The organism is Streptomyces axinellae, assembly GCF_039532135.1.
Lineage (GTDB): Bacteria > Actinomycetota > Actinomycetes > Streptomycetales > Streptomycetaceae > Streptomyces > Streptomyces axinellae.
Map to the genome: position 1 here is coordinate 320,359 of NZ_BAAARJ010000003.1, position 26,107 is coordinate 346,465.

20 protein-coding genes and 1 pseudogene are annotated in these 26,107 nt (G+C 69.5%); 6 read left to right on the top strand and 15 right to left on the bottom strand.

Annotated features, from left to right (window positions below; translation table 11 throughout):
• Positions 1–199: 199 nt before the first annotated feature.
• From qcrB to ctaE, 4 genes are all read right to left on the bottom strand, one after another.
• Positions 200–1,849 (bottom strand): cytochrome bc1 complex cytochrome b subunit, encoded by a 1,650-nt coding sequence (qcrB, locus tag ABD339_RS05940; protein ID WP_344562863.1) that lies wholly within the window; start codon positions 1,847–1,849, stop codon positions 200–202.
• Entirely contained in the window at positions 1,846–2,913 is a 1,068-nt protein-coding gene (qcrA, locus tag ABD339_RS05945; protein WP_344562864.1) for a cytochrome bc1 complex Rieske iron-sulfur subunit, read from the bottom strand. The genes qcrB and qcrA overlap by 4 nt, the downstream gene beginning before the upstream one ends.
• Positions 2,910–3,722: a cytochrome bc1 complex diheme cytochrome c subunit gene (gene qcrC / locus ABD339_RS05950; protein ID WP_344562865.1), complete on the bottom strand. Its 813-nt coding sequence runs from the start codon at positions 3,720–3,722 to the stop codon at positions 2,910–2,912. The genes qcrA and qcrC overlap by 4 nt, the downstream gene beginning before the upstream one ends.
• A gap of 98 nt (positions 3,723–3,820) precedes the next feature.
• Positions 3,821–4,438 carry an aa3-type cytochrome oxidase subunit III gene (gene ctaE / locus ABD339_RS05955; protein WP_344562867.1) on the bottom strand — a complete coding sequence of 206 codons (618 nt, stop codon included), beginning with the start codon at positions 4,436–4,438 and terminating at the stop codon, positions 3,821–3,823.
• Between the two features lie 207 nt (positions 4,439–4,645).
• Between ctaE and ABD339_RS05960 the strand changes: the two genes are divergently transcribed.
• On the top strand, positions 4,646–5,056 hold the full coding sequence (locus ABD339_RS05960; RefSeq protein WP_344562869.1) for a hypothetical protein: 411 nt from the start codon (positions 4,646–4,648) through the stop codon (positions 5,054–5,056).
• Between the two features lie 186 nt (positions 5,057–5,242).
• On the opposite strand, the gene ABD339_RS05965 is transcribed toward ABD339_RS05960, so the two are convergent.
• From ABD339_RS05965 to ctaC, 4 genes are all read right to left on the bottom strand, one after another.
• A complete protein-coding gene (locus ABD339_RS05965) occupies positions 5,243–6,562 on the bottom strand; it encodes a L,D-transpeptidase (RefSeq protein ID WP_344562871.1) in 1,320 nt (439 codons plus the stop codon).
• Between the two features lie 109 nt (positions 6,563–6,671).
• On the bottom strand, positions 6,672–7,070 hold the full coding sequence (locus ABD339_RS05970) for a cytochrome c oxidase subunit 4 (RefSeq protein ID WP_344562873.1): 399 nt from the start codon (positions 7,068–7,070) through the stop codon (positions 6,672–6,674).
• Positions 7,067–8,797, bottom strand: coding sequence for an aa3-type cytochrome oxidase subunit I (gene ctaD / locus ABD339_RS05975; RefSeq protein ID WP_344562875.1), 1,731 nt, complete (start codon positions 8,795–8,797; stop codon positions 7,067–7,069). The genes ABD339_RS05970 and ctaD overlap by 4 nt, the downstream gene beginning before the upstream one ends.
• Positions 8,794–9,801 (bottom strand): aa3-type cytochrome oxidase subunit II, encoded by a 1,008-nt coding sequence (gene ctaC, locus ABD339_RS05980; RefSeq protein WP_344562877.1) that lies wholly within the window; start codon positions 9,799–9,801, stop codon positions 8,794–8,796. Before ctaC ends, ctaD begins: the two co-directional genes overlap by 4 nt.
• Positions 9,802–10,200: 399 nt before the next feature.
• On the opposite strand from ctaC, the gene ABD339_RS05985 reads away from it, so the two are divergent.
• Positions 10,201–12,012: a cysteine desulfurase/sulfurtransferase TusA family protein gene (locus ABD339_RS05985; RefSeq protein WP_344562879.1), complete on the top strand. Its 1,812-nt coding sequence runs from the start codon at positions 10,201–10,203 to the stop codon at positions 12,010–12,012.
• Between the two features lie 37 nt (positions 12,013–12,049).
• Positions 12,050–12,909 (top strand): annotated as a pseudogene (locus ABD339_RS05990) (IS5 family transposase).
• 211 nt (positions 12,910–13,120) lie between these two features.
• On the opposite strand, the gene ABD339_RS05995 reads toward ABD339_RS05990, so the two are convergent.
• Entirely contained in the window at positions 13,121–14,095 is a 975-nt protein-coding gene (locus ABD339_RS05995) for a carbohydrate kinase family protein (protein ID WP_344562881.1), read from the bottom strand.
• Between the two features lie 462 nt (positions 14,096–14,557).
• On the opposite strand from ABD339_RS05995, the gene ABD339_RS06000 reads away from it, so the two are divergent.
• Positions 14,558–16,129: a hypothetical protein gene (locus ABD339_RS06000; protein WP_344562883.1), complete on the top strand. Its 1,572-nt coding sequence runs from the start codon at positions 14,558–14,560 to the stop codon at positions 16,127–16,129.
• A gap of 245 nt (positions 16,130–16,374) precedes the next feature.
• Here the strand turns inward: ABD339_RS06000 and ABD339_RS06005 are convergent, their stop codons facing one another.
• Complete coding sequence (locus ABD339_RS06005) at positions 16,375–16,743, bottom strand: HesB/IscA family protein (protein WP_425575907.1); 369 nt, start codon at positions 16,741–16,743, stop codon at positions 16,375–16,377.
• Positions 16,744–17,103: 360 nt separating this feature from the next.
• Between ABD339_RS06005 and nadA the strand changes: the two genes are divergently transcribed.
• The gene (gene nadA, locus ABD339_RS06010; RefSeq protein WP_344562887.1) at positions 17,104–18,300 is read left to right on the top strand and encodes a quinolinate synthase NadA; all 1,197 of its coding nucleotides are present in this window, start codon (positions 17,104–17,106) and stop codon (positions 18,298–18,300) included.
• Between the two features lie 10 nt (positions 18,301–18,310).
• Positions 18,311–19,228 carry a GNAT family N-acetyltransferase gene (locus tag ABD339_RS06015; RefSeq protein ID WP_344562889.1) on the top strand — a complete coding sequence of 306 codons (918 nt, stop codon included), beginning with the start codon at positions 18,311–18,313 and terminating at the stop codon, positions 19,226–19,228.
• Positions 19,229–19,466: 238 nt separating this feature from the next.
• On the opposite strand, the gene ABD339_RS06020 is transcribed toward ABD339_RS06015, so the two are convergent.
• From ABD339_RS06020 to ABD339_RS06040, 5 genes are all read right to left on the bottom strand, one after another.
• On the bottom strand, positions 19,467–22,607 hold the full coding sequence (locus ABD339_RS06020) for an efflux RND transporter permease subunit (RefSeq protein WP_344562891.1): 3,141 nt from the start codon (positions 22,605–22,607) through the stop codon (positions 19,467–19,469).
• Positions 22,608–22,770: 163 nt separating this feature from the next.
• Complete coding sequence (locus tag ABD339_RS06025; RefSeq protein WP_344562892.1) at positions 22,771–23,463, bottom strand: response regulator transcription factor; 693 nt, start codon at positions 23,461–23,463, stop codon at positions 22,771–22,773.
• Positions 23,460–24,854 (bottom strand): sensor histidine kinase, encoded by a 1,395-nt coding sequence (locus tag ABD339_RS06030; protein ID WP_344562894.1) that lies wholly within the window; start codon positions 24,852–24,854, stop codon positions 23,460–23,462. Before ABD339_RS06030 ends, ABD339_RS06025 begins: the two co-directional genes overlap by 4 nt.
• A gap of 103 nt (positions 24,855–24,957) precedes the next feature.
• Positions 24,958–25,236 carry a PspA-associated protein PspAA gene (pspAA, locus tag ABD339_RS06035; protein ID WP_344562896.1) on the bottom strand — a complete coding sequence of 93 codons (279 nt, stop codon included), beginning with the start codon at positions 25,234–25,236 and terminating at the stop codon, positions 24,958–24,960.
• A gap of 43 nt (positions 25,237–25,279) precedes the next feature.
• Entirely contained in the window at positions 25,280–26,089 is an 810-nt protein-coding gene (locus ABD339_RS06040; RefSeq protein ID WP_344562898.1) for a PspA/IM30 family protein, read from the bottom strand.
• Positions 26,090–26,107 lie beyond the last annotated feature (18 nt).

Here is a 26,107-nt window from a genome sequence, read left to right on the forward strand (position 1 = left end):
GGAGCGGCCCGGCCACGGTCACCGGCCGGACCAGGGCCCGTACGCCGCCCGGCAGGACCGCACGCGGCCGGGCAGGACCGCGCGGGGCCGGGCAGGACCGCGCGGGGCCGGGTCCGGAGAACGCCGGAGGGGCCCGCGGGGAAAACCCCGCGAGCCCCTCCGGTTGTGGCGGCTTCGGTCAAGCGCCAGTGCGCGCGTCTCAGTGGTGGCCGTGACCGCTCTCGACCTCGCGGTACTCCTCGCGCGTCGGCTTGGGAATCTGCCCCGCCTCGCCGTAGTACCCCTTCGAGAGCCGCGCGCGCATCTTCTGCCCGCGCGAGAGCTTCCGCTCGACGCCGTTCTCGTCGGTCTCCGGTCCGATCTCGGCCGGCTTGTACTGCTCGTGCGCGGTGAGCGTGTGCAGCTGCTCCTGCGAGAGCGGCTCGTGGATCTCCACGAATTCACCGTGCGGCAGCCGCTTGATGGTGCCGCTCTCACGCCCGTGCAGCACCTTGTCGCGGTCCCTGCGCTGGAGGCCGAGGCAGATGCGCTTGGTGATGATGAAGACGATCACCGGCACGACGAAGAACGCGACCCGCACGAAATAGGTGATGGCGTTGATCGACAAGTGGAAGTGCGTGGCCCACAAGTCGTTGCCGCCGCCCACCAGCAGGACGAAGTACCAGGCGATCCACGCGGCGCCGAAGCCCGTACGGGTCGGCGCGTTCCGCGGCCGGTCGGCGATGTGGTGCTCGCGCTTGTCCCCGGTGACCCAGGACTCGATGAACGGATAGAGCGCGATCGCCCCGAGCACCACTGGCAGGATCAGCAGCGGGATGAACACACCCAGTACAAGGGTGTGGCCCCACAGGTTGATCTCCCAGCCGGGCATGAACCGGATGAGGCCCTCGGGGAAGCCCATGTACCAGTCGGGCTGCGCGTTGGTGGACACCTGGTCGGGCCGGTAGGGCCCGAGCACCCAGATCGGGTTGATCGTGAACAGCGCGGAGATGGCCGCGATCACGCCGAAGACCAGGAAGAAGAACCCGCCGGCCTTGGCCATGTACACCGGCAGCAGCGGCATGCCGACGACGTTCTTGTTGGTCCGTCCGGGGCCCGCGAACTGCGTGTGCTTGTGGTAGAAGACCAGGATCAGGTGCGCCACCAGCAGGCCCAGCATGATGCCGGGCAGCAGCAGGATGTGGATCGAGTAGAACCGCGCCACGAAGTCGTGCCCGGGGAACTCCCCGCCGAACAGGAACATCGAGATGTACGTGCCGACGATCGGCACGGACAAGATAGCGCCCTCCATGAAGCGGACACCGGTGCCGGACAGCAGGTCGTCCGGGAGCGAGTAGCCGGTGAAACCGGTGAACATGCCCAGGAAGAACAGCAGGAAGCCGAACAGCCAGTTGACCTCGCGCGGCTTGCGGAAGGCGCCCGTGAAGAAGACGCGCATCATGTGCACGAACATCGCCGCGAGGAAGATCAGCGCCGCCCAGTGGTGGATCTGCCGCACCAGCAGACCACCGCGCACATCGAAGCTGATGTCCAGTGTCGAGGCGAACGCCTCGGACATCTGGACACCCTGCAACGGCGTGTAGGGGCCGTGGTACTCCACCTCGTTCATCGACGGGTGGAAGAACAGCGTCAGATAGACACCGGTCAGGATGATGATGATGAAGCTGTAGAGCGCGACCTCGCCCAGCATGAAGGACCAGTGGTCCGGGAAGATCTTGCGCATGTTGGCCTTGGCGAGGCTGTAGATCCCCAGCCGTCCGTCGGCCCAGTCGGCAACCCGCTCACCCGCGGGCGCCTTCTTCTTTCCCGCAGCAGCAGAGCTGCTCGGGGTTTCCGTTGCAGTACTCATCCGCGCTCCCAGAAGGCCGGACCGACGGGCTCCGCGAAGTCGCCCTGCGCTTCGAGGTAGCCGTCCTTGTTGACGCTGATGTTCAGCTGTGGCAGCGGGTGGCCGGCGGGCCCGAAGAGCACGCGCGCACCGTCGGACAGGTCGAACGTCGACTGGTGGCACGGGCACAGCACATGGTGGGTCTGCTGCTCGTAGAGGCTGACGGGGCAGCCGACGTGCGTGCAGATCTTCGAGTAGGCGACGATCCCCTCGTGGGACCAGTCCAGCTCGCGCTTGTCCTTGATGTCCTTCGGCTCCAGCCGGACGAGCATCAAGGCCGCCTTCGCGATCTCGTTCTGGAAATCCTCGTCGTGGTGCTCCAGCCCCTCGGGGCGGGCGAAGGTCAGCGAGCCGACGGCGATGTCCTCGGGACGCAGGGGCTCGTTGGTGTTCTCATTCACCAGGAGCTTGCCCTTTTTCCACGCGGTGTGCCGCAGCTTGTCCTCGGGCAGCGGGCCCAGGTCGCGCAGCAGGACGACGCCGGAGAGCGGCACCAGGGCCACGGCTCCGAACATCGTGTTGCGGATCAGCTTCCGCCGCCCGAGCGCCGACTCCTTCGCGCCCTGCTTGAAGTCCGCGAGGACCTTCTCGCGCACCTCCGGCTCGGCCGCGACCGCGTGCCGCTCGTCGATCATCTCCTCGTCGGACATCAGCGTGCGGGCCCAGTGGACCGCGCCGGCGCCGATGCAGAAGAGGGCCACGCCGAGAGTGAGGCCCAGCGCGAGGTTCAGCGCGCTGATGTGCCCCAGCGGCCAGACATAAATGATCTTGTCGATCGGGAAGGCCACGAAGGAGGCGATGAAAGCCACCGTGGCCAGCATGGACAGCGTGAAGAGGAAGGCGACGACGCGCTCGGAGCGCCTGGCCGCCCCCTCGTCGATGTCCTGGATGCGGTGCTCATGGGGGGGCAGGCCGGGGTCGGCGAACGGATCATCCTTGACCGCTACCGCGCCATGGGCTTTTTCCTGCGCACTGGGCAGGTTCTCGTCTGACACGTTCTCGTGTGGTCCAGTCTGGCTACTCATGACTTCTTGGCCTTTGCGGTCCGAGCGGCGACCCAGACAGCGGTGGCGATCATCGCACCGAGGCCGAAGATCCAGGCGAACATGCCCTCACTGACGGGGCCGAAGCCACCGAGCTTGAACCCGCCGGGGCTCTCCGACTTGTCGCTGTTGACTTCCTTCACGTAGGCGACGATGTCGCGCTTGTCCTTCTCGGGCAGCGCGCCGTCGGTGAAGGAGGGCATGTTCTGCGGGCCGGTCTGCATGGCCTCGTAGATGTGCTTCGGATCGACATCGCCCAGGTCGGGAGCGAACTTGCCGTGCGTGAGCGCGCCGCCTTCACCGGTGAAGTTGTGGCACTGGGCGCAGTTCGTACGGAACAGCTCACCGCCGTTGGCGAGGTCCGCCCCGCTCGGGTCGTACATCTTCTTGGTGGGCTGGCTCGGGCCCGAGCCCAGGGAGGCGACGTACGCGGCGAGCTGGTTCGTCTCGTCCTGGTCGTAGATCTTCTTCTTCTTGGGCACCTGGGCACCCGGCTGCTGGGCCGGCATCCGGCCGGTGCCGACCTGGAAGTCCACCGCCGCGGCCCCGACACCGACCAGGCTCGGACCATCGCTGGTCCCCTGGCCGCCGGTTCCGTGGCAGCTGGAGCAGCCGGTGGCGTAGAGCTTCTTGCCCTCCTCGATGGCGAGGGACTGACTCGACTCCTGCTCGGCCTTGGCCTCACCCGCAGGAGCGAACGCGGTGTACAGCCCCCCGGTGGCCGCCAGCGCGAAGAGTAGAACGACGAGCGCCGCCAGCGGATGGCGCCGTCGTGCGGAGAGCTTTTTCACGGATTACCCCGGTGTCAGGATCTTCTGCGTCGATGCTGGGTCTGGACGTATGTCCGTGTGTCGCGGTACGGCACTCGGCCGGGCCGCGGCCCGAACGGTTACCTGATCAGGTAGATCGTGGCGAAGAGGCCGATCCAGACGACATCGACGAAGTGCCAGTAGTAGGACACGACGATGGCAGCGGTGGCCTGGTGGTGTGTGAACCGCTTGGCCGCGTAGGTCCGCCCCAGGACGAACAGGAAGGCGATGAGCCCGCCCGTCACGTGCATCCCGTGGAACCCGGTGGTCAGGTAGAACACCGATCCGTACGGACTTGAGGAGAGCGACGTGCCCTCCTTCACCAGCTCCGTGTATTCGAAGACCTGGCCGCCGATAAAGATCGCACCCATCATGAAGGTGACGATGAACCACGCCCGGAGCTTCTTCACGTCCCCGCGTTCGGCAGCGAACACGCCGAGCTGACAGGTCAGGGAGGAAAGCACCAGGATCGTGGTGTTCGTCGCCGAGAACGGAAGGTTCAGCGCATCTGCGTGCTCCTTCCAGTAGTCGGCGCCCGTCACCGATCGCAGGGTGAAGTACATCGCGAAGAGGGCCGCGAAGAACATCAGCTCGGAACTCAGCCAAATGATGGTTCCGACGCTGGTGAGGTTCGGCCGGTTGACCGATGGGTGCGCGTGCCCGGTTTCTACTGCTGTTGCTGTCGCCACGACCGACATTATGTCGGTCGCTTATCCCGGCCTCACTTCGGGGGGTCCCGTTCGGTGTGTCAGCCCCCTGCGCGCCGTCCTGTCCTGCTCATTCGGCGCAGCATCGGGCCGTGCAGACCGGTGTTGACGGTGCGTCGGAAGGAGTAGCATCCCAGCGGCGCCACCTGCGTCCCACGGTGACACCAGCGATCCACCCGATCCGAACGCGGAGGAACAATGCAGCCGACCGCCACGGTGCTGGTCTACAGCGACGACGCCAACACCCGCGAGCAGGTCCGGCTCGCAGCCGGCCGCAGGCCCGCGCCCGACGCGCCCTCGGTCGAGTATCTGGAGTGCGCCACCCTGCCCGCGGTCCTGGAGGCCCTCCAGGAGCGGCACATCGACGTGTGCGTGCTGGACGGCGAGACCGCTCCGGCCGGCGGGATGGGCGTGTGCCGCCAGATCAAGGACGAGGTCTTCGCCTGCCCGCCGGTACTGCTGCTGATCGGCCGCCCCCAGGACGCCTGGCTGGCGACTTGGAGCAGGGCGGAGGCCACGGTCGCGCACCCGGTCGATCCGGTGGCGCTGGCGGACGCGCTGGCGGGCCTGCTGCGCGCCGGTGCCGGGGACCGGCTGACCCCCGCCTGAGTCTGCCCCAGCTCCGTCCGAGGAGCATCTGAGCCCCGGCTGAGCCCCACCCGAGTACGCCTCCGGACGGCGGCCCCCACGAACGACGGGTCCGGGACGCGCATCGCGTCCCGGACCCGTCGTGTGCGGTAGTGCTCACAGGTCACGGATTCGCTCATACCTTCGGGTCCGGCTGCCGCGCGTGGCTCACACCTCGGGCCGCAGCCGTGCGGCGTCGGCGGGGCCGCTGTCGTCGTACTTGGCGGTGTTGACGGTGCTGCCCTTGCGCCACTGCTTCCAGTTCAGGTTCCAGTCCCCGAAGCCGTTGCCGAAGGGCGCCATGTTCTCGCCCGCGGTGTTGACGTGCTGGACTATGTCGCCCTGGCGGACGTTTTCGAAGAACCAGCGCGCGTTCCCGCTGCTCATGCCGGTACATCCGTGGCTGGTGTTCGAGACGCCCTGGGAACCGACCGACCAGGGGGCGCCATGCACGTACTCGCCGCTGTCGGTGAGCCGGGTGGCCCAGTAGACCGGCAGGTCGTAGAAGTCGGAGGCGCCGATGCTGGCGCTGGTCATCCGTACGAACGACTCCTTGGCGAGGATCACCTTGATGCCGTTGCGGGTCTCGTAGCCCGCCTTGCCCGTGGTGATCGGCATGGAGTGGACGGTCCTGCCGTTCTTCTTGACGTTCATCACCAGCGACGAGGCGTCGGCTATCGCCTCTATCCTGTCGCCCGTCTTCATCCGAACGGGTGTGGCGGAGCCCCCGTAGAGCCCCTTGTGCAGCTTCAGGCCCTTGAGCGCGGAGGTGAGGGTGATGGAGGCGTGCGCCGGCCAGTAGGTGCGGGGCCGGAAGTGCAGCTCCTTGCTGTTCACCCAGTGCCAGGAGCCCTCCACATGGGGCGTGGACTTGACCCGCAGCGCACGTTCGATGATCTCGCGCTGCTTCCGGCTCTTGACGCGCCGGCTCAGCTCGGCCGTGAGGGGCTGCCCGACGCCGTAGGTGCCGTTGTCCGGGCCGAGCTTGACGTTGAGGTGTTTGCCCTTGGGCTTGGTCTTGAAGTGGACCGTGCGGCGCCCCGGGGCGCCTTCGTCGTTCTCGGTGCTGACCTGGAGGTTGTAGCGCACGCCCGCGGCCAGGGGGCCGGTGCTGCGCCAGTGTTTGCTGTCGGCCGACAGCTCGCCGGGCAGGACACGCCCGGCGCCGTCGGTGGCGAACACGTCGGTGATCTTGTCCTCGCCGCTCTCGGCCGTGACCTCAAGCGGCTTGTCGGGATCGACGTCCTGGCTGTCGGCCCCTGCGTTGACGGCCACGGCGTCCGTGGCGTCGTAGGGAGAGGAGGCGAGCGGGTCCGAGCTGCTGTTACCGCTGGTGCCGCAGGCGGCGAGCCCCATGGTCAGGGGCGCCAGCAGCAGTGCGCAGCTCTTCACCACCTTGCGCCGGTCGCGTCGGACGGGGGGTCTGGGGGTGCTGGGGGCCCCAAGGGGCGTGGCCCCGGGGTGCACGGAATCCGGCTTGTCGCTCATGGGCCCAAAATATGAATAATCGTCAATTCGGGCTCGCCGGATACCTGCAAATGGGTCGGCCCCCCGGAGTGTCGGGGGGCCGACCCTTGCTTTTTCGCTGCCGAGGTGCCTACTGGGTGCGGCTCTCCCCGTGGTAGTACTCGAAGACCCAGCCGAACAGGGCGATCAGCAGCAGCGGCGCCGAGACGTACACGAGCCACCAGCCCAGGGCCACGCCCAGGAAGGCGAAGGCGCCGCCGAGGCCGAGCAGCAGCGGCTGCCAGCTGTGCGGGCTGAAGAAGCCCAGCTCACCGGCGTCGTCCGCGACGTCCGCCTGCTTGTTGTCCTGCGCTCCGGTGTCCACCCGGCGCGCCGTGAACGCCAGGTAGTAGCCGATCATGATCGACAGGCCGAAGGCCAGGAAGAGGCCCGTGGTGCCCACGGGCTCCTTCGACCACAGGCCGTAGACGATGGCCACAGCCAGCAGGAAGACCGCCAGCCCGAGGAACATCTTGCCCTGGATCTTCACTTCCCGGCCTCCTTGCTGCCGGCCAGCGCCTTCTCGTCCGAGTCCACGTTCTCGATCTGGTCGAGAGCGGAGATCTCAGGGTGATGCAGATCGAAGGCGGGGGATTCGGAGCGGATGCGCGGCAGCGTGAGGAAATTGTGCCGCGGCGGCGGGCAGCTGGTCGCCCATTCGAGTGAACGGCCGTAGCCCCACGGGTCGTCCACCTCGACCTTCTTGCCGTACTTGTGCGTCTTCCACACGTTGTAGAAGAACGGCAGCATCGACATGCCCAGCAGGAACGAGCTGATCGTGGAGACGGTGTTCAGCGCGGTGAAGCCGTCGGCCGCCAGGTAGTCGGCGTACCGGCGCGGCATGCCCTCGGCACCCAGCCAGTGCTGCACGAGGAAGGTGCCGTGGAAGCCGATGAACAGAGTCCAGAAGGTGATCTTCCCGAGCCGTTCGTCCAGCATCTTGCCAGTGAACTTCGGCCACCAGAAGTGGAATCCGGCGAACATCGCGAACACCACGGTGCCGAAGACGACGTAGTGGAAGTGCGCGACGACGAAGTACGAGTCGGAAACGTGGAAGTCCATCGGCGGCGAAGCCAGAATGACGCCCGTCAGACCACCGAAGAGGAAGGTGATGAGGAATCCGATGGTCCACAGCATCGGTGTCTCGAAGGACAGCGAGCCCTTCCACATGGTGCCGATCCAGTTGAAGAACTTCACGCCCGTCGGCACCGCGATCAAGAAGGTCATGAAGGAGAAGAAGGGCAAGAGCACGCCGCCTGTGACGTACATGTGATGCGCCCAGACCGTCACCGAAAGGCCGGCGATGGAAATGGTGGCGGCGACCAGCCCGATGTAGCCGAACATCGGCTTGCGGCTGAAGACCGGAATGACTTCGGAGACGATGCCGAAGAACGGCAGCGCGATGATATAGACCTCTGGATGGCCGAAGAACCAGAAGAGGTGCTGCCATAGCAACGCCCCTCCGTTCGCCGCGTCGAAGACATGTGCCCCGAATTTTCGGTCCGCCTCCAGGGCGAACAGCGCGGCGGCCAGCACCGGGAAGGCCAGCAGCACCAGCACACCGGTGAGGAGCACGTTCCAGGTGAAGATCGGCATGCGGAACATCGTCATGCCGGGAGCGCGCATGCAGATGATGGTGGTGATGAAGTTGACCGAACCGAGGATCGTGCCGAAGCCCGAGAGGGCCAGACCCATGATCCACATATCGGCGCCGACACCCGGCGACCGCACCGCGTCGGAGAGCGGCGAGTAGGCGAACCAGCCGAAGTCGGCGGCGCCCTGCGGGGTGAGGAAGCCGCCGACGGCGATGAGCGAGCCGAAGAGGTAGAGCCAGTACGCGAACATGTTCAGCCGCGGGAAGGCCACATCGGGAGACCCGATCTGGAGCGGCATGATCCAGTTCGCGAAGCCGTTGAACAGCGGGGTGGCGAACATCAGCAGCATGATCGTGCCATGCATGGTGAACGCCTGGTTGAACTGCTCGTTCGACAGCAACTGCATGCCGGGGCGGGCCAGCTCGGCGCGCATGAGGAGTGCCATCACGCCGCCGATGATGAAGAACACGAACGACGTGATCAGGTACAGACTGCCGATGACCTTGTGGTCCGTCGTCGTCAGCCACGAGACGACGACGTTTCCGGGGCTCTTACGGCGTGCCGGCGGTGCTGCCTCGGCCGTGGCTGTGGCGGCACCCTGGGATTCGTTGAGGATGCTCACGGGTTATTCGTCTCCGCATTCTTGGCGTCACCGGTGCTGGCGGTACCCGCCGGGATGTATCCGGTCTGGCCCTTCTTCGCCAGCTCCTCCAGGTGCTTTTGGTAGCGCTCCGGGGAGACGACCTTCACGTTGAAGAGCATCCGGGAGTGGTCGACGCCGCACAGCTCGGCACACTTGCCCCTGAAGGTGCCCTCCCGGTTGGGAGTCACCTCGAAGCGGTTGACGTGGCCCGGGATGACGTCCTGCTTCATGAGGAACGGCAGCACCCAGAACGAGTGGATGACGTCGCGGGAGGTCAGGATGAACTGGACCTTCTCGCCCTTGGGCAGCCACAGCGTCGGGCCCGGGTTGTTGTTCTGCGGGTTCCGCTCGCCGGGAGTGCCGACGTCGTAGACACCCTCCGCGCCCTGCGGGAAGCCCTTGGTCATCCGGTCCGGGATGGCCTTCAGCTCCTTGTCGAGGGCGTGGTCGGTGTTGACGTCCGTCTTGGCGTCACCGTCCACGTTCTCGACGTAGTTGAAGCCCCAGCTCCACTGGTAGCCGACGACGTTGACCACGTGCGTGGGCTTCGACGAGGTGGCCAGAAGCTTGGTCTCATCGCGCGCGGTGAAGTAGAAGAGCACCGCGATGATGATGATCGGGACCACCGTGTACAGCGCCTCGATGGGCATGTTGTACCGGGTCTGCGGAGGGACCTCGACCTTGGACCTGGACCGCCGGTGGAAGATGACGCTCCACAGGATCAGGCCCCATACCAGCACGCCCACAGCGAGCGCAGCCGCCCAGGAGCCCTGCCACAGGGAGAGGATCCGCGGGGCCTCGTCCGTTACCGGGGTGGGCATTCCAAGGCGGGGGAAGTCCTTTGATGTGCAACCGGTCGCGGTCGCCAGGACCAAGCCCGCGGCCAGCGCCTGCTGCAATTTTCGCAGCATCGGGCGCCGCGGCATGGGGGTACCGCCCGCGCCCTCCGGGGCGTGGGGGAGGTCGGAGCCGTTGGGACTCACGTAGCGCCTTCCCGAGAGTCTCGCCCGCGTCGGTCGGGCGCGGCCCTCTTACGTGGTCGGGCGCCGGCCCATGCGCGGGCAGGGGTTTGGATGTTTATGCGGACCAAACCCTAGCCGACGCCATTTGGGGTCGCGCGGGGAGGGGGCGTAACGCGCCGCGTCCCACCCCAATGGGTTGGAAGGCCGCGCTGGTACCGGACTTCTGACGATCCGGAGGCTGCGGTTCAGCACCCTGGGCCGTACCCCCTGCGGGCGATCTTCACGTACCCCTGCGGGTGTCCTCGCGCCCCTCGCGGCACACCCGCACGGAGGACCAGCCGCCCCCATGGCGGCTCTTGGCGACGTCCCGTCCGGGGAAGCCGGACCTGAAAGGGTCACTCGTAAAGGTAGCGTTCGGGCGTGTCCTCTTTCGATGCCGCTTCCTCCCTGCCTCTCCATCCCCTTGCCCGGCAGGCGCTGCTGGCCGCGCTGGACGAGGGATGGGCCGACCCCGCGCGCCCCCACCGGGAGGGCAGGCGGGCCCGCATGCTGCTGGACGCGGCACGAGAGAGCGCGGCCGAGGCGGTCGGCTGCCGGCCCGACGAACTGTCCTTCGCCGCTTCGGGTACGCACGCGCTCCACTCCGGCATCGCCGGGGCGCTCGCCGGACGTCACAGAACGGGGCGCGAGCTGATCGTCTCCTCGGTCGAACACTCGGCCGTGCTACAGGCAGCCGAGGCCCACGAGCGGGGCGGCGGCTCTGTGAGCGAGGTCGGCGTCGATCGCACGGGCCGCGTGGACGCACAGGAGTACGTGGAGGCGCTCGGCAAGAGAACCGCGCTGGCCTGCCTCCAGTCGGCGAACCACGAGGTCGGGACCGTGCAGCCGGTCGAGGAAGTCGCCGCCGGCTGCGCGGAGGCGGGCGTTCCGCTGCTGGTGGACGCGGCGCAGTCGCTGCCCTGGGGCCCCGTGCCGGGCGACTGGTCGCTGCTGACCGGGAGCGCCCACAAGTGGGGCGGGCCCGCGGGCGTAGGGCTGCTCGTGGTCCGCAAGGGGGTGCGCTTCGCGCCGCCCGGACCAGCCGACGACCGCGAGAGCGGCCGGACACCCGGCTTCGAGAACATCCCCGCCATCGTCGCCGCCGCGGCCTCGCTGCGCGCCGTACGGGCCGAGGCGGAGGCCGAGGAGGCCCGGCTGCGGACGGTGACCGACCGGATCAGGGCGCGGGTGCCCGCTCTGGTACCGGACACGGAGGTCGTCGGCGACCCCGTACGGCGGCTGCCGCACCTGGTGACGTTCTCCTGTCTCTATGTCGATGGCGAGGCGCTGCTGCACGCCCTGGACGAGGCGGGCTTCTCCGTCTCGTCCGGTTCCTCGTGCACCTCCGGCACGCTGACCCCCAGTCATGTGCTGCGGGCGATGGGCGTGCTCTCGGAGGGGAACGTCCGGGTCTCCCTGCCGCCGGGCACACCGGAGTCCGACGTGGAGCGGTTCTTGTCGGTGCTGCCCGGCGCGGTCGCACAGGTGCGGGCCCGACTGGGCGCGGCGCCGCTCTCCGCGGACGACGCCGCCCCGGAGGCCGCCGATCCAGAGGCCGCCGATCCGGAGGCCGCCGATCCGGAGGCCGCCGATCCGGAGCTTGCCGATCCAGAGGCCGCCGCGTCGGAGACGGCTGTTCCGGAGGCGGCAGGTTCGGAAGCGGCCGTTTCGGAAGCGGCCGTTTCAGAAGCGGCCGTTTCGGAAGCGGCCGTTTCGGAAGCGGCCGTTTCGGAAGCGGAGGCTGCCGCCCCGGAGACCACTGCTCCGGAAGCCGCCGCTCCGGAGACAGCTGCCCCGGAGCCGGATACCGACGGCCCAGAGGCGGAGTCGGATTCCGCCCTCCCCGGGGCCGCCGACCCGGAGCCGACGGTTCCGGAAGTGCCTGTTCCGGAGCCGGATACCGAGATCCCGGAGGCGGACACGACTGCCGCGGAAGCGGAGGCGACTGTCCCGGAAGCGGAGGCGACTGTCCCGGAGGACGCCGGGGTGATCGTCGATGCGCTGGGGAAGCGGTGCCCCGTGCCGGTGATCGAGCTGGCCAAGGTGATCGGGCAGGTGCCCCCGGGGGGCGTGGTGACGGTGCTCGCCGACGACGAGGCGGCACGGCTGGACATTCCGGCCTGGTGCGGGATGACGGGACACGCGCTGGTGGAAGCCACCGGCACCACGTTCCGGGTGCGCCGGGTCGGCTAGAGCGTGTCTCTTTGATGGGTTGGTCAGTTGATCGGATGTGTCCGTCCGATCAGTGATCACCGATGCGATGTGGGACCGGATCGAGCCGCTGATGCCGGCCGATCCGGTCCGGGGGCGGCGATGGCCGACCACCGCCGCACGCTCGAGGCCATCGCGTGGAAGTACCGCGCCAACTCGCCCTGGCGGGACCTTCCCGACGGGCTCGGCTCGTTCCAGACCGCTCACAAACGGCTGATCAGGTGGCCGTCGACGGCACATGGGAGACGACCCTCGCCGCCGTCCCGGCGGCAGCGGACGCCGATGACGACCTCGACCGGACGGTGTCGGTGGACTCCACGGTCGTGCGGGCCCACCAGCACGCTGCCGGAGCACGCAAAAGGGGGGCGGCCCGCCCGGGAGAGCCCGCCGATCACGCGCTCGGACGCTCCCGCGGCGGGCTGAGCACCAAGGTCCACCTGGCCGCAGACGGCCGCGCACGGCCCCTGGCCTTCACCGTCACCGCAGGCCAGGCAGGTGACGCGCCCACCTTCGAGACGGTGATGTCCCGCATCCGCGTGCCCCGTTCGGGCGCCGGGCAGGCCCAGGACCCGGCCCCTGACCGTTCTGGCCGACCGCGCGTATTCCTCACGTGGCATCCGCACTCACCTGCGGCGTCGGGGCATCCGTGCGGTCGTCCCGCAGCCGTCCGACCAGGTTGGCCACCGCCTGCGGCGAGGGCGACCCGGTCGCCGTCCGCCCGGCTTCAACAACGAGGCATACAAACAGCGGAACACCGTCGAGCGGTGCATCAACCGCCTCAAGCAGGGGCGCGGCCTGGCCACACGAACCGACAAGCTCGCGATCGCCTACCAGGCCGCACTCCACCTCGCGGGCATCCTCATCCGGACCCGACGCTGACCAAAGAGACAGAACCTGGGCGCGTCGGCCATGCGGTGTCCGGCGGATCTCTTTGTTGCCGTCGTTCCTGGTGCCGGGCACGGGTTGCCCGTCCGCGCTGTGCGGAGTGCGGGTCGGTGTGCGCTGGGCGCGCGGTTCCTCGCCCCCCCTTCGGGGGCGGGCCCGGTCTTCCCGGGCCCGCCCGCCGGAGCGGGGTACGTGGCGGCCGGGCTCAGGCCAGGTGGGCCTGGACCTCGGTGGCCGCGTCGTGGCCGTATGCCTTCGTGAAGCGCTCCATGAAGTGGGCGCGCTTCAGCTCGTACTCCTGGGTGCCGACCGTCTCGATGACGAGGGTCGCCAGCATGCAGCCGACCTGCGCGGCGCGCTCCAGTCCGACGCCCCAGGTCAGGCCGGAGAGGAAGCCCGCGCGGAAGGCGTCGCCGACGCCGGTCGGGTCCGCCTTGGCGCGCTCCTCGGCGCAGCCGACGTAGATGGACTCCTCGCCGGCCCGGTCGATGCGCGCCCCCCTCTTGCCGAGGGTGGTGACGCGGGTGCCGACCTTCCGGAGGACCTCCTCGTCGCTCCAGCCGGTCTTGGTCTCGATCAGTTCCTTCTCGTACTCGTTCGAGAAGAGGAAGGTGGCGCCCTCGGTCAGCTCGCGGATGCCCTCGCCGTCCATCCGCGCGATCTGCTGCGAGTAGTCGGCCGCGAACGGGATGCCCCGGGTCCGGCACTCCTCGGTGTGGCGGATCATGCCCTCGGGGTCGTCGGCGCTGATGCAGACGAGGTCGAGGGGGCCGACGCGGTCGGCGACGTGCTGGATCTCGATGTGCCGGGCCTCGCTCATCGCGCCGGTGTAGAAGGAGCCGATCTGGTTGTGGTCCGCGTCGGTGGTGCAGACGAAGCGCGCGGTGTGCAGCACCTCGGAGATCCGGACCGACTCCGTGTCCACGCCGTGGCGTTCGAGCCAGACGCGGTACTCCTCGAAGTCCTCCCCCGCCGCGCCGACGAGGATCGGCCGGGCGCCCAGCTGGCCCATGCCGAACGCGATGTTGGCCCCGACGCCGCCACGGCGGATGTCGAGGCCGTCGACGAGGAAGGAGAGCGAGACCGTGTGCAGCTGGTCGGCGACCAGCTGGTCGGAGAAACGCCCCGGGAAGGTCATCAGGTGGTCGTTTGCGATGGAGCCGCTCACTGCGATACGCACGACGAATTCCGCTCCTGAGAGACATTGAGGTGCCCTGTACGCGCGGCGCACAGGGAGAGGCGGGTTTACGCTACCCGCTGGGCCCCCGGACTCGAACAGGGCACAACTACCAAATAGTAGGGTCTTCCGGACGGTGGACCCGGTGCGTAGCTTCGACTCCATGAGGAAAACGGCAACTTCAGCGTCCGAGCCCGAGTCGATGGAGCAACTGCGGGGCGACTGCGCCCGGATGGCTCCGCGCTTCACGGCCGCGCGGGCCGCACGGGAGGGGGAACGAGCCGTTCCGCCGCGGGCGTTGCACGGGGTGAGCGTACCCTCACGCTCGGCACGGCTCCTGGACGGAATGTCCGAGTACGGCAACTGAGCGGGCCACCGGGAACCACACGCTCACCGGCTCCGTCCCATGTCCGTGCCCGCATGAGGGACGGACCTCATGGACACGTGGAGCCAAAGGAGTTTTCGGTGAGTACAGACCAGTCCCCCGAGCCCGAGGACCGGCCCGGTCTCCTCAGTCGCCGGCGGCGGCCGGTGGTCCTCTCCGTGGCCGCCGCGGTCCTGTTGGCCGGCGGTGGTGGCGCGTACTGGGCGTCCACCGCCGCCTCCGACTCCGGAGACAGCGATGCGGCGGGCGGCCCCCCGAAGCTGTCGCTGGACGGCGAGGCCGCCTCCGCCAGCCAGAGCCGGGGCATCGCGGCCGGTGAGCCGATGGGGCCGCGCGCATACCGCGCCGAGGGCAAGCTGCCCAAGGGCCCCGACAAGGCCGCCGTTCGGCACACCGGCCACCGGGTCACCAAGGCGGAGATGGCCGAACTGGCCAAGTCGCTGAAGATCAAGGGCAGTCCGAAGGTGACGGACGGCCGCTGGCAGGTCGGCGGGGAAAAACCAGGCAAGAGCCCCAAGCTGTCCGCCGAGCGCGGCGCCTCGGGCGGCGCGTGGACGTACATGGGCGTGAACGCGGTTCCACTCGACACGGAGGTTGACAGCGCCCCCTCCCCGTCGGGCAAGCCCGTGTCCGAGAAGAAGGCGAAGGACGCGGTGCGGCCGGTCCTGAAGGCCCTGGACCTCCAGGACGCCTCGCTCAAGGCCGGAGCCGCGGTGGGCGGAACGCGTACTGTCACCGTCTCCCCCAAGGTGGACGGGCTGCCGACCCAGGGCTGGGACAGCACGTTCGTGGTCGGTACGGACGGCAAGATCACGCGCGCGCAGGGCAATTGGAACGAGACGCGCGCGGGCACCGAATACCCGGTGCTCAGCGCGTCCGCCACGCTCGATGAGATGAACAAGGCGAGCCAGTCCTCCGGCGGGCACGGGCCGCGGCCCTCCTGCGCCAAGGAGTCCCGCGACGGGGCCGACGACTGCGTCCCGGCCAAGGATGGCGACGACGACCATGCGGGCGAGGACGGCGAGCACGACAAGACCGACCAGCAGAAGGGGTCGAGGGGCTCGAAGGACGGGGGCGGTGGCGAGCCCGCGAAGGTGAGCGGGGCCGACTTCGGTCTCTCGCTGGAGCGCTCGCACGGCAAGCCCGTACTCGTACCCGCGTGGGTCTTCGATGTGCAGCGGCCCGGCGGGGGCGGGAACCTGGAGGCCACGCACCCGGCCGTCGAGCCGCGGTTCCTCAAGTCCACGCCCCGCAGCGAGGATCCGGCCGCTCCGGGCCACGGGGCGCCGCAGCCGGCACCCTCGCAGACCGAGCGGCCCGGCTCCCCTCCGGCCCCCGCCCCCTCCTCCGGTGAGGGGGATGTGGGCACCGGCGGCGGCAAGGGCGGCACCCAGGCGGCCGAGTCGTACAAGGCCGAAGGGCGCACCCTCACCGTGCGCTTCTGGGGTGGCGTGTGCCACGACTACACGGCCAAGGCCGAGGAGTCGGGCTCGTCGGTGAAGGTCACGGTCGAGCCGGAGGAGAAGAAGGGCGACAAGAAGGTCTGCGTCAAGATCGCCAAGCGGCAGAGCGTCGAGGTCCGCCTCGACAAGGCGCTGGGCGACCGGAAGGTCGTGGACGGGCGGGACGGCCACAAGCTGCCCCGCAAGTAGAGGCCCAGGTGGACGTCCGTGCGCACCGGCCGGTTCTCACCGGCTGGTGAGGGCCCGCCCTGACGGGCGCGCTCGGAGCGCACGGACGACAAGGGCGGCGGGCCCCTGGTGGGGGGAGTCCGCCGCCCTTGTCCTGTACCGGGTGCGTGGGCCGGGTGCGCGTCCGTGTCCTGCCCGGGACGCGCTCCGCCGGTCCGTGCGCCGCTGCCGGTCCGCGCGCTGCCACGCAGGCCAGCGCGCGGGCATCAGTTGAAGGAGTCGCCGCAGGCGCAGGAGCCGGTGGCGTTGGGGTTGTCGATCGTGAAGCCCTGCTTCTCGATGGTGTCGACGAAGTCGATGGAGGCGCCGCCCAGGTAGGGGGCGCTCATCCGGTCGGTGACGACCTTGACGCCGCCGAAGTCCTTGACCACGTCGCCGTCGAGCGAGCGCTCGTCGAAGAAGAGCTGGTAGCGCAGTCCCGAGCAGCCACCGGGCTGGACGGCGACGCGCAGCGCCAGGTCGTCACGGCCCTCCTGCTCCAGCAGGCTCTTGACCTTCTCGGCCGCGGTGTCGGACAGGATGATGCCGCCATCGGACGACGTATCGACGCCCTCGTCCTCGTCCTTGTCGGACAGGGTGGCGCGATCATCGAACGACACATCGACGCCCTCGTCCTCGAACGTGTCGGCTTCGCTCGCTGTCGTCTCGCCCTGAACGGTCATGTGTCTCTCTCCCGGGTTGTACGGACTGCTCGCTTACCGTCGGCTCAACCGGCGGCTTCCCGGATTCATTCCAGGAGGCGTCACTTCATGCTCGCACACGGCCGGACGGAGTGGGAATGCGTCACATCGACATGATCCCCGTCGTCAAACTGACGTGAAGCCGCTATGATGAATAACGTCACTTGGACGAGAAGTCTGCGTGCGATGAGTTCCGCATGTGCGATTTCTGTATGGCTTACAGAAGGGATGGGGTCGTATGGCGCTCAAGAAGGGGTGGAGCCTGTGAGCACCGCCCAGCCGCTGGACGTACAGCCGACCCCGCTCGCCCTGCTCCTGCTGGGCCGCGGCGCCGATCCGAAGAGCGAGCGGGGGGTGGAGTGCCCCGGTGATCTCCCCTCCCCCTCCGACCCCGGCCTGGTGGCCCGCGCACGGGCTGCCAAGGAGCGGCTCGGCGACCGCGTCTTCGTGCTCGGCCACCACTACCAGCGCGACGAGGTCATCGAGTTCGCCGATGTGACGGGCGACTCCTTCAAGCTGGCCAGAGACGCGGCGGCACGCCCCGAAGCCGAGTACATCGTGTTCTGCGGCGTCCACTTCATGGCCGAGTCCGCCGACATCCTCACCACCCCCGCCCAGCAGGTCGTGCTGCCCGACCTGGCGGCGGGCTGTTCGATGGCCGACATGGCGACGGCCGAGCAGGTCGCCGAATGCTGGGACGTCCTGACCGACGCGGGGGTGGCCGATGTCACCGTCCCCGTCTCGTACATGAACTCCTCGGCGGACATCAAGGCGTTCACCGGCCGGCACGGCGGCACGATCTGCACCTCCTCCAACGCCGAGCGCGCACTGCGCTGGGCCTTCCGGGAGAGCGAGAAGGTCCTCTTCCTGCCCGACCAGCACCTGGGGCGGAACACCGCGGTGCGCGAGCTGGGCATGACGCTGGAGGACTGCGTCGTCTACAACCCGCACAAGCCCAACGGCGGGCTCACGGTCGAGCAACTGCGCGACGCCAGAATGATCTTGTGGCGGGGTCACTGCTCGGTGCACGGGCGCTTCTCGCTGGATTCGGTGCGCGAGGTCCGCGAGCGGATACCGGGGGTGAATGTGCTGGTCCACCCCGAATGCAAGCACGAAGTCGTCTCCGCCGCCGACCAGGTGGGCTCGACCGAGTACATCATCAAGGCCCTGGAAGCAGCTCCGCCCGGCTCCAAGTGGGCAGTCGGCACGGAGCTGAACCTCGTGCGCCGGCTGGCCGACCGCTTCGCCGCCGAGTCCGAGGGCGGCAAGGAGATCGTCTTCCTCGACCGCACGGTCTGCTTCTGCTCGACGATGAACCGGATCGATCTGCCGCACCTGGTGTGGGCCCTGGAGTCGCTCCTCCAGGGCACGGTGGTCAACCGCATTCAGGTCGAGGCCGAGACGGAGAAGTTCGCCAAGCTCGCTCTGGAACGGATGCTGGCGCTGCCGTAGCCTGCGGCGAATGCTGCTGCGGCCTGTCAGGGAGACCGAGGAAGACGCCGAGACCGTACATCTGGTGGCGAAGGCGTCCTTCGGCGCTTCCCACGCGCTGAAGGGCGACGCGCCCTCGGAGCCGTCCTCCGAGGCGCCTTCCGAGGACGGCTCGGAATCGCTCGCGGACCGGCGCCGGGCCCGGAGCCAGGAGAAGATCCGGCACCTGGTGCGTACGGACCCCGCCGGGAGCTGGATCGCCGAGGACGAGACGGGACAGGCCGTCGGTGCCGCGCAGTCCCTCATCCGCGAGGGCACCTGGGGGCTCGCGCTGCTCGTCGTCCTGCCCGGCGCCCAGGGCAAGGGCGTCGGCAACGCCCTGCTGCGCCGGACGATGGAGTACGGGCGGGCCTGCCTGCGGGGCGTCATCTGCTGCTCGAGGCACCCCGCCGCGGCGCGGGTGTACCGGCAGGCGGGCTTCGAGCTGCACCCGACCATCCGGATGCGGGGCGTGGTGGACCGAGTCCGGCTCGGGACGCCGGAGGGCGCGGCGGTCGAGGGCTCGGCGCGGGACCGCGATCTGCTCGACTCGATCGACCGGCGGCTGCGGGGCGGGGCACACGGGCCCGACCACGAGTTCTTGCTGCGGCACTGCCGGCTGGTCGTCGCGGACGACCTGGCGGGGAGCGGCTACTGCTATATGACCGACCAGGGAAAGGTGGAGCTTCTCGCCGCCACCTCACGGCGGTTGGCCACCCGGGTGCTGAGTGCCGCGCTGCTGGGAGTGGAGGAGGGGGTGGTGGCCGAGGTGCAGGATGTGACGGCCGGGCAGCAGTGGGCGGTGGATGTGGGGCTCGCGGCGGGGCTTGAGCTGCGCGCCGAGGGTTTCCTCTGTTTCCGCGGGATGCGGCCCCCGGCGCCGTACATTCCCTCCGGCGCCTTCCTCTGACCGTTTCCGCAGGTCATGTTCGCCGAGCGGTGCCGCTGCCACTGACCGGTGCCGGTGACCGGTGCCGCTGACCGGTGCCGGTGACCGGTGCGGCTGACCGGTGCCGGTGGTCGGTGCCGCTGACCTGTGCCGGTGGCCGGTGGCCGGTGCGAGTCGGCACCGGATCGCACCGGTCAGCGCTGAGCGGAAGCCGGGGTCCGGCCGTGGCCCCCCACGGGTGCGGCCGGACCCCGGCGGCTCAGGAGGTGGCGGAGGACTCCGCCACCTCGGGCTCGCGGGGAGCCGGGGGCTCCCCCTCGCCGTCCCCGCGCTTGGCGGCCTTCTTGGCCGCCCGCCGCTCCTTGCGCAGCTCGATCATCGCGTAGAGCGTCGGCACCAGCAGCAGCGTCAGCAGCGTCGAGGTGACCAGGCCGCCGATGACGACGACCGCGAGCGGCTGGGAGATGAAGCCGCCGTCCCCGGTGATCGCCAGCGCCATCGGTGTCAGCGCGCAGATCGTGGCCAGCGCGGTCATCAGGATGGGGCGCAGACGGTGCCTGCCGCCCTCGATGACGGCTTCGATGACGCCGTATCCCTGTCGCCGGTACTGGTTGATCAGGTCGATCAGCACGATCGCGTTCGTCACCACGATCCCGATGAGCATCAGCATGCCGATCATCGCCGGGACGCCCATCGGGGTGCCGGTGAGGATCAGCAGGCCGAGCGCGCCCGTGGCGGCGAAGGGGATGGAGACCAGCAGGATCAGCGGCTGGATCAGCGAGCGGAACGTCGCGACCAGCAGCAGGAAGACGATCGCGATGGCCGCCAGCATGGCCAGGCCCAGCGAGCTGAACGCGTCGTCCTGGTCCTGCGAGAGGCCGCCGATGTCGGCGGTGGCGCCCTTGGGCAGGTCCAGCGAGTTGATCTCGGACTGGAGCTTGGTGCTGACCGCGCCGGTGTTCTCCCCGGTCGGCTTGGCCGTGATGGTCGCCGCGCGGGCGCCGTCGATCCGGGTCATCTGCACCGGCCCGTCAACCGTGCGCACGTCGGCGACCTTGCCCAGCGTGACCTTGCCGAGCGGCAGCTTCTTCAAGGCGGCGACGGTCTTGGCGGGCTCCGGCGAGCGGAGGACGACATCGCGCTCGGTGTCGTCGAGGATCGCCTTGCCGGACTTGGTGCCGCTGACCGCCTGGGTGACGGCCTGGCCGATCGCCGCGTCGTTCAGCCCGTAGCGGGCGGCGGAGTCCTTGGCCGTGACCGAGACGCGCGGCACGGACTGGGACAGATCGGACTGGACGTCGGTGACGTCGTCCAGCTCGGCCACCTTGGCGCGCACCCGCTCGGACGCTTTCTTCAGCACATCCGCGTCGCCGGCCTTGACGACCACGCTCAGGTCCTGGCTGCCGAAGCCGTCTCCGGCGTTGACGGTGGTGTCACCGATGGAGGAGCCGAGCTTGTCGAGCCCGTCGTGCACGGCGTCCTCGACCTTGGCGCTGTCGGCGGACTCCTTCAGCTTGATCTGGTAGGACGCCTGGTTGGTGGCCGTGCTGCCGCCGAAGGCCGCCATCAGCCCGGCGGAGCCCACGGTGACCTGGTAGTCCTCGACCCCGTCGATGCCCGAGATCATCTTCTCGACCTTCTTGGCCTGCTTGTCGGCCGCGCCCAGGCTGCTGCCGGGGGGCAGTTCCTGACTGATCGAGAGCTGCTGGGTCTCGCCCTGGTCGAAGAAGTTGGTCTTCAGCAGCGGCGCCATGCCGAAGGTGCCGATCAGCACCGCCACGGCGATCACCACGCTGGTGAGGCGGCGCCGGGTGGCGAAGCGCAGCACCGGCACATACAGCCGCTGGAGCGGGCTGCGGCTCTCCTGCTCCTCGGACCTGCGGCGCTGCTCCTCCGGGTCGAGGCCTCGCAGGGCCTTGGGGGCGCGCAGGAACCAGTACGAGAGCACCGGCACGACCGTCAGCGCCACCAGCAGCGAGGCCAGCAGGGCGACGGTGATGGTGAGGGCGAAGCCGCCGAACAGCGCTCCCACCATGCCGCCGACGAACGCCATCGGGAGGAAGACGGCGACCGTCGTCAGCGTGGAGGCGGTGATCGCGCCGGAGACCTCCTTGACCGCGTCGAGGATGGCGGTGGTGCGCTCCTTGCCGTAGGCGAGGTGGCGCTTGATGTTCTCCAGCACCACGATCGAGTCGTCCACGACCCGGCCGATGGCGATGGTCAAGGCGCCCAGCGTCAGCATGTTGAGGGACAGGTCCCGGGTCCACAGCACGATCAGCGTCAGCACCACGGACAGCGGGATGGAGACCGCCGTCACCAGCGTGGAGCGCAGCGACAGCAGGAAGACGAGGATCACCACGACGGCGAAGACCAGGCCAAGCGCGCCCTCGGTCGTCAGGGAGCTGATGGACTTCGAGACCTGCGGGCCCTGGTCGGAGACGACGGTGAGCTTGGCGCCCTTGCCCAGGTCGTCCCGGAGCTGGGGCAGCTTGTCCTTGACGGCGTCGGAAATATCGACCGCGCTGCCGTCGGTGTCCATGGTGACCGAGACGGACAAGCTGCGCTGCCCGTTGGTGCGGGTGAGGGAGGTCGCCTGGTCGGGGGCCTGCCGGACCTCGGCGACCTCACCGATGCTGACCGGCTTCCCGCCCGCGCCCTTGGCCGGCACGCGCAGCTGCTCGATCTGCCCGATCGAGGTGAAGCCGTTGCCGACCTGCACCGTCTTGCTCTTGCCGTCCTCGGCGAAGGAACCGGCCGGGACGGAGGCGCCGCCCGCCTGGAGGGCCTTGGACAGGTCGGCCGGGGACAGCCGCGCCGCCGCCAGCTTCCTGGCGTCGGGGGTGACGGCGACGACCTGGTCCTGCACCCCGTCCACGGTGACCTGGCTGACTCCCTTGATGTCCTTGAGGACGGGGACGACGGAGGTGTCCAGCGCGTCGGAGAGCGACTGCTGGTCGCGCCCGGCGGCGGAGGCGGCGAGGACGACGGTCGGGATGTCGTCGGTGCCGCCGGCCACGACCTGCGGGTCCACGCCGTCGGGCAGCTGGGCGCGGGCGCGGTTGACCGCCTGCTGGACGTCGGCGATGGTCCGGTCGGACTTGCCGCCGTAGTCGAACTGGGCCATGAGGACGGCTGAGCCCTCGCTGGCCGTCGAGTTCACGCTCGTGATGCCGTCCACGCCCTGGATGTTGTCTTCCAGGGGTTCGACGACCTGCTTCTCGACCACATCGGGCGAGGCGCCCTGGTATGGCGCGATGACCGAGACCATGGGCAGGTCGATGGAGGGCAGGAGCTGCTGTTTGAGCTGCGGGACGGCGATGGCGCCGAAGGCTATGGCGATGAGTGCCATGAGCGCTATCAGCCCACGCTGGACGAGGCTGAGGCGGGACAGCCAGGACATGGGTGCCAGGTCTCTCTCTCGGGACGGAGTGGTGCCGGTGGCCGCGGTGGTACGTACGTACGGGCAGACACCTGTGCCGCCTACACCTTCGCCCACCGGGGGCGCCGAGTTGTCCGCCCCAAGTCCCCTTCTCCCGCTGCCCGCGTACTACGGGCGGAGTACGTCAGCCTCCACCCGAGGGCCGCACGAGCCCGCTCTCGTACGCCGCCACGACCAACTGGGCCCGGTCGCGGGCGCCGAGCTTGGACATGGTGCGGTTGACATGCGTCTTGATCGTCAGCGGGCTGACATCGAGGCGCTCGGCGATCTCGTCGTTGGACAGACCCGCGCCGACCTGCGCGAGCACCTCACGCTCCCGGACGGTCAGCGCGGCCAGCCGGTCGCCCCCGGGCCCGTCAGGCCCCTCCTGGCCACCGCCCCCCGGGCCGCCCTGGGCGAGGAACCGGGCTATGAGGCCCTTGGTGGCCGCCGGGGACAGCAGGGCCTCGCCCTTGGCGGCCGTACGGATCGCGGAGAGCAGTTCGACGGGCTCGGCCCCCTTGCCGAGGAAGCCGGAGGCCCCGGCGCGCAGCGCGCCGACCACATAGTCGTCCACCTCGAACGTGGTGAGGATGACGACCTTCACCTGGGCGAGCGCGGGGTCGTCGCTGATGGCGCGGGTCGCGGCGAGGCCGTCGGTGCCGGGCATCCGGATGTCCATCAGCACCACGTCGGCGCCGCTCTCGCGCACCAGCCGCACCGCCTCGGCCCCGTCGGCCGCCTCGCCGACGACCTCCATGTCCGCCTCGGAATCGACCAGCACCCGGAACGCGCTGCGCAACAGCGCCTGGTCGTCGGCGAGTACGACGCGGATCATGCGGGGGTCTCCTTGGGGCGCGCTGTGGTCTCCAGCGGCAACCGTACGTGGATCCGGAATCCGCCGCCGGGCAGCGGACCGGTCTCGCACACGCCGTGCAGCGCCGCCGCCCGCTCCCGCATACCGATGAGACCGTGTCCCCCGGTCCCGGCTCCGGTCCGCGCATCGAGGCCGGACCCCGAACCGGAAGCGGAGGCGCCCGGCTCGGAACCGGGCTCGTGGCCGGGGCCGCGGTCCGTGCCGTCGTCGGCGCCCGCCCGGGTGGGGTGCCCGGCGCCGTCGTCCACGACGGTGATCTCCAGGTCGCCGCCCGCGCGGCGGATGCCGACCTCGGCGTGCGCGCCGCTGCCCACGTGCTTCTGGACGTTGGTGAGCGCCTCCTGCACGACCCGATAGGCCGTCAGGTCCACGGCAGAGGAGGGCTGTTGCTGCGGCACGCGCCCGGCGGGCGGCGGCGGTGCGGACAGGTCGAGGGAGGGATCGACGGACAGATCGACGGAGAGCCCGGCTCTGCGGAAGCCCGCCACGAGGTCGTCCAGCACCGCGAGCCCGGGGGCCGGTTCGGTGGGCGCCGCGCTCTCCCCGGACTGGCGCAGCAGCCCGACGGTGGTCTGCAACTCCCCCAGCGCGTGCCTGCTGGCCTCGCGTACATGGGCGAGGGCCTGTTTGGCCTGGTCGGGACGGGTGTCCATGACGTGTGAGGCGACGCCGGCCTGGACGTTGACCAGCGCGATGTGGTGGGCGACCACATCGTGCAGCTCCCGGGCGATGCGCATCCGCTCCTCGGCGACGCGCCGCCTGGCCTCCTCCTCGCGGGTGCGCTCGGCCCGCTCGGCGCGCTCGCGTATGGCGGCGACGAAGGCCCGCCTGTTGCGCGCGGCCTCGCCCACGGCAGCGGCCAGTCCCGTCCAGGCGAAGATGCCGAGGTTCTCCTGCGCGTACCAGGGCCGGGCGCCGAAGAGCATGGCGGCGCCGGTCAGCAGCACGACGGCGGCGGCACCCACGCGCCAGCCGGTGGTGCGGTCCATGGTGCTGGTGACGGTGTAGAGCGCGATGACCGCGCCGAGGACGAGAGGGACCTGGCGGTCGGAGCCGGCGCCCGCACCGGGGCCGATGACGAGGGCCGTGACCGAGATCAGGCTGGTGAGCGCCAGCACCGGCAGCGGCGCCCGGCGGCGCAGCACCAGCACTCCGCAGGCGAGCGCTGCCAGCAGCACCGTCCGTCCGCTGATCTCGTGCTGCGCGAAGTGGTGGGTGCCGTCGGAGGCGCGGGGTCCGGTGGCGGCGCCCAGGAGAATGAAGGCGAACGTGCCGAGCGCGACCAGAACATCGACGGCGTGGGGGTGTGCGCGAAGTCGCCCACGGATCTCGCTGAGTGTCACAGCAGGCACCGTATGCCCGGCTCTCTTGAAGTCTGCCGCTGTCCCGCTTCTCCGGGGCCGGGCGCGGCACCGGCTCCCGGCACCCGGCTCCCCGAGAAACGGGACAAGGGGGCTAGCCCGGAATGAGTCCTTCGTCGGTGAGCATCTCCCGTACCTCTTCGAGGGACGCCTCGGGTGAGGGGAGGATCAGCTCCGAGGGTTCGAGGGCGTCGTCGGGAAGGGGGGAGCCCAGCCGGCGCACCGCGTCCAGCAGCGCGCTCAAGGTACGGCGGAAGCCTGCCTCGTCGCCGCTCTCCATCTCGGCGAGCAGCTCGTCATCCAGCTTGTTCAGCTCGGTGAAGTGGCTGTCATCCAGCTTGACCTGGCCTTCACCCATGATCCTTACGATCATGCCGGTCTCCTTCGCGGGCTCGCGGTTCACTCCTTCTCGCGGGTCACTCCTTGTCGAACTTAGGTGTGTCCTGCGGCTGCTGTGCTCCCGACTGGCCCGTCTGGCCCTGCTGGCCGGCACCCTCGATGGCCTGCTGGCCACCGGAGGGGCCGCCCGCCAGCTCCGCCTTCATCCGCTGAAGCTCCAGCTCCACATCCGTACCGCCGGAGAGGCGGTCCAGCTCGGCGGTGATGTCGTCCTTGGCCATGCCGGACTGGTCGTCCAGCGCGCCGGAGGCGAGCAGCTCGTCGATCGCGCCGGAGCGGGCCTGGAGCTGTGCCGTCTTGTCCTCGGCCCGCTGGATGGCCATGCCGACGTCGCCCATCTCCTCGGAGATGCCGGAGAACGCCTCACCGATCCGGGTCTGCGCCTGGGCCGCGGTGTAGGTGGCCTTGATGGTCTCCTTCTTCGTCCGGAAGGCGTCCACCTTGGCCTGGAGGCGCTGGGCCGCCAGCGTCAGCTTCTCCTCCTCGCCCTGGAGCGTCTGGTGCTGCCCCTCCAGGTCGGTGACCTGCTGCTGGAGGGCCGCCCGGCGGGAGAGCGCCTCCCGGGCCAGGTCCTCGCGCCCGAGGGCGAGGGCCTTCTTGCCCTGGTCCTCCAGCTTGGTGGACTGCCCCTGGAGCTGGGTCATCTGCAGCTCAAGACGCTTGCGGGAGGTGGCGACGTCGGCCACGCCCCTGCGCACTTTCTGAAGCAGCTCCAGCTGCTTCTGGTAGGAGTAGTCAAGCGTTTCGCGCGGGTCCTCAGCCCGGTCCAGGGCCTTGTTGGCCTTCGCGCGGAAGATCATCCCCATACGCTTCATGACACCGCTCATGGGCCTCGCGCGCCCCCT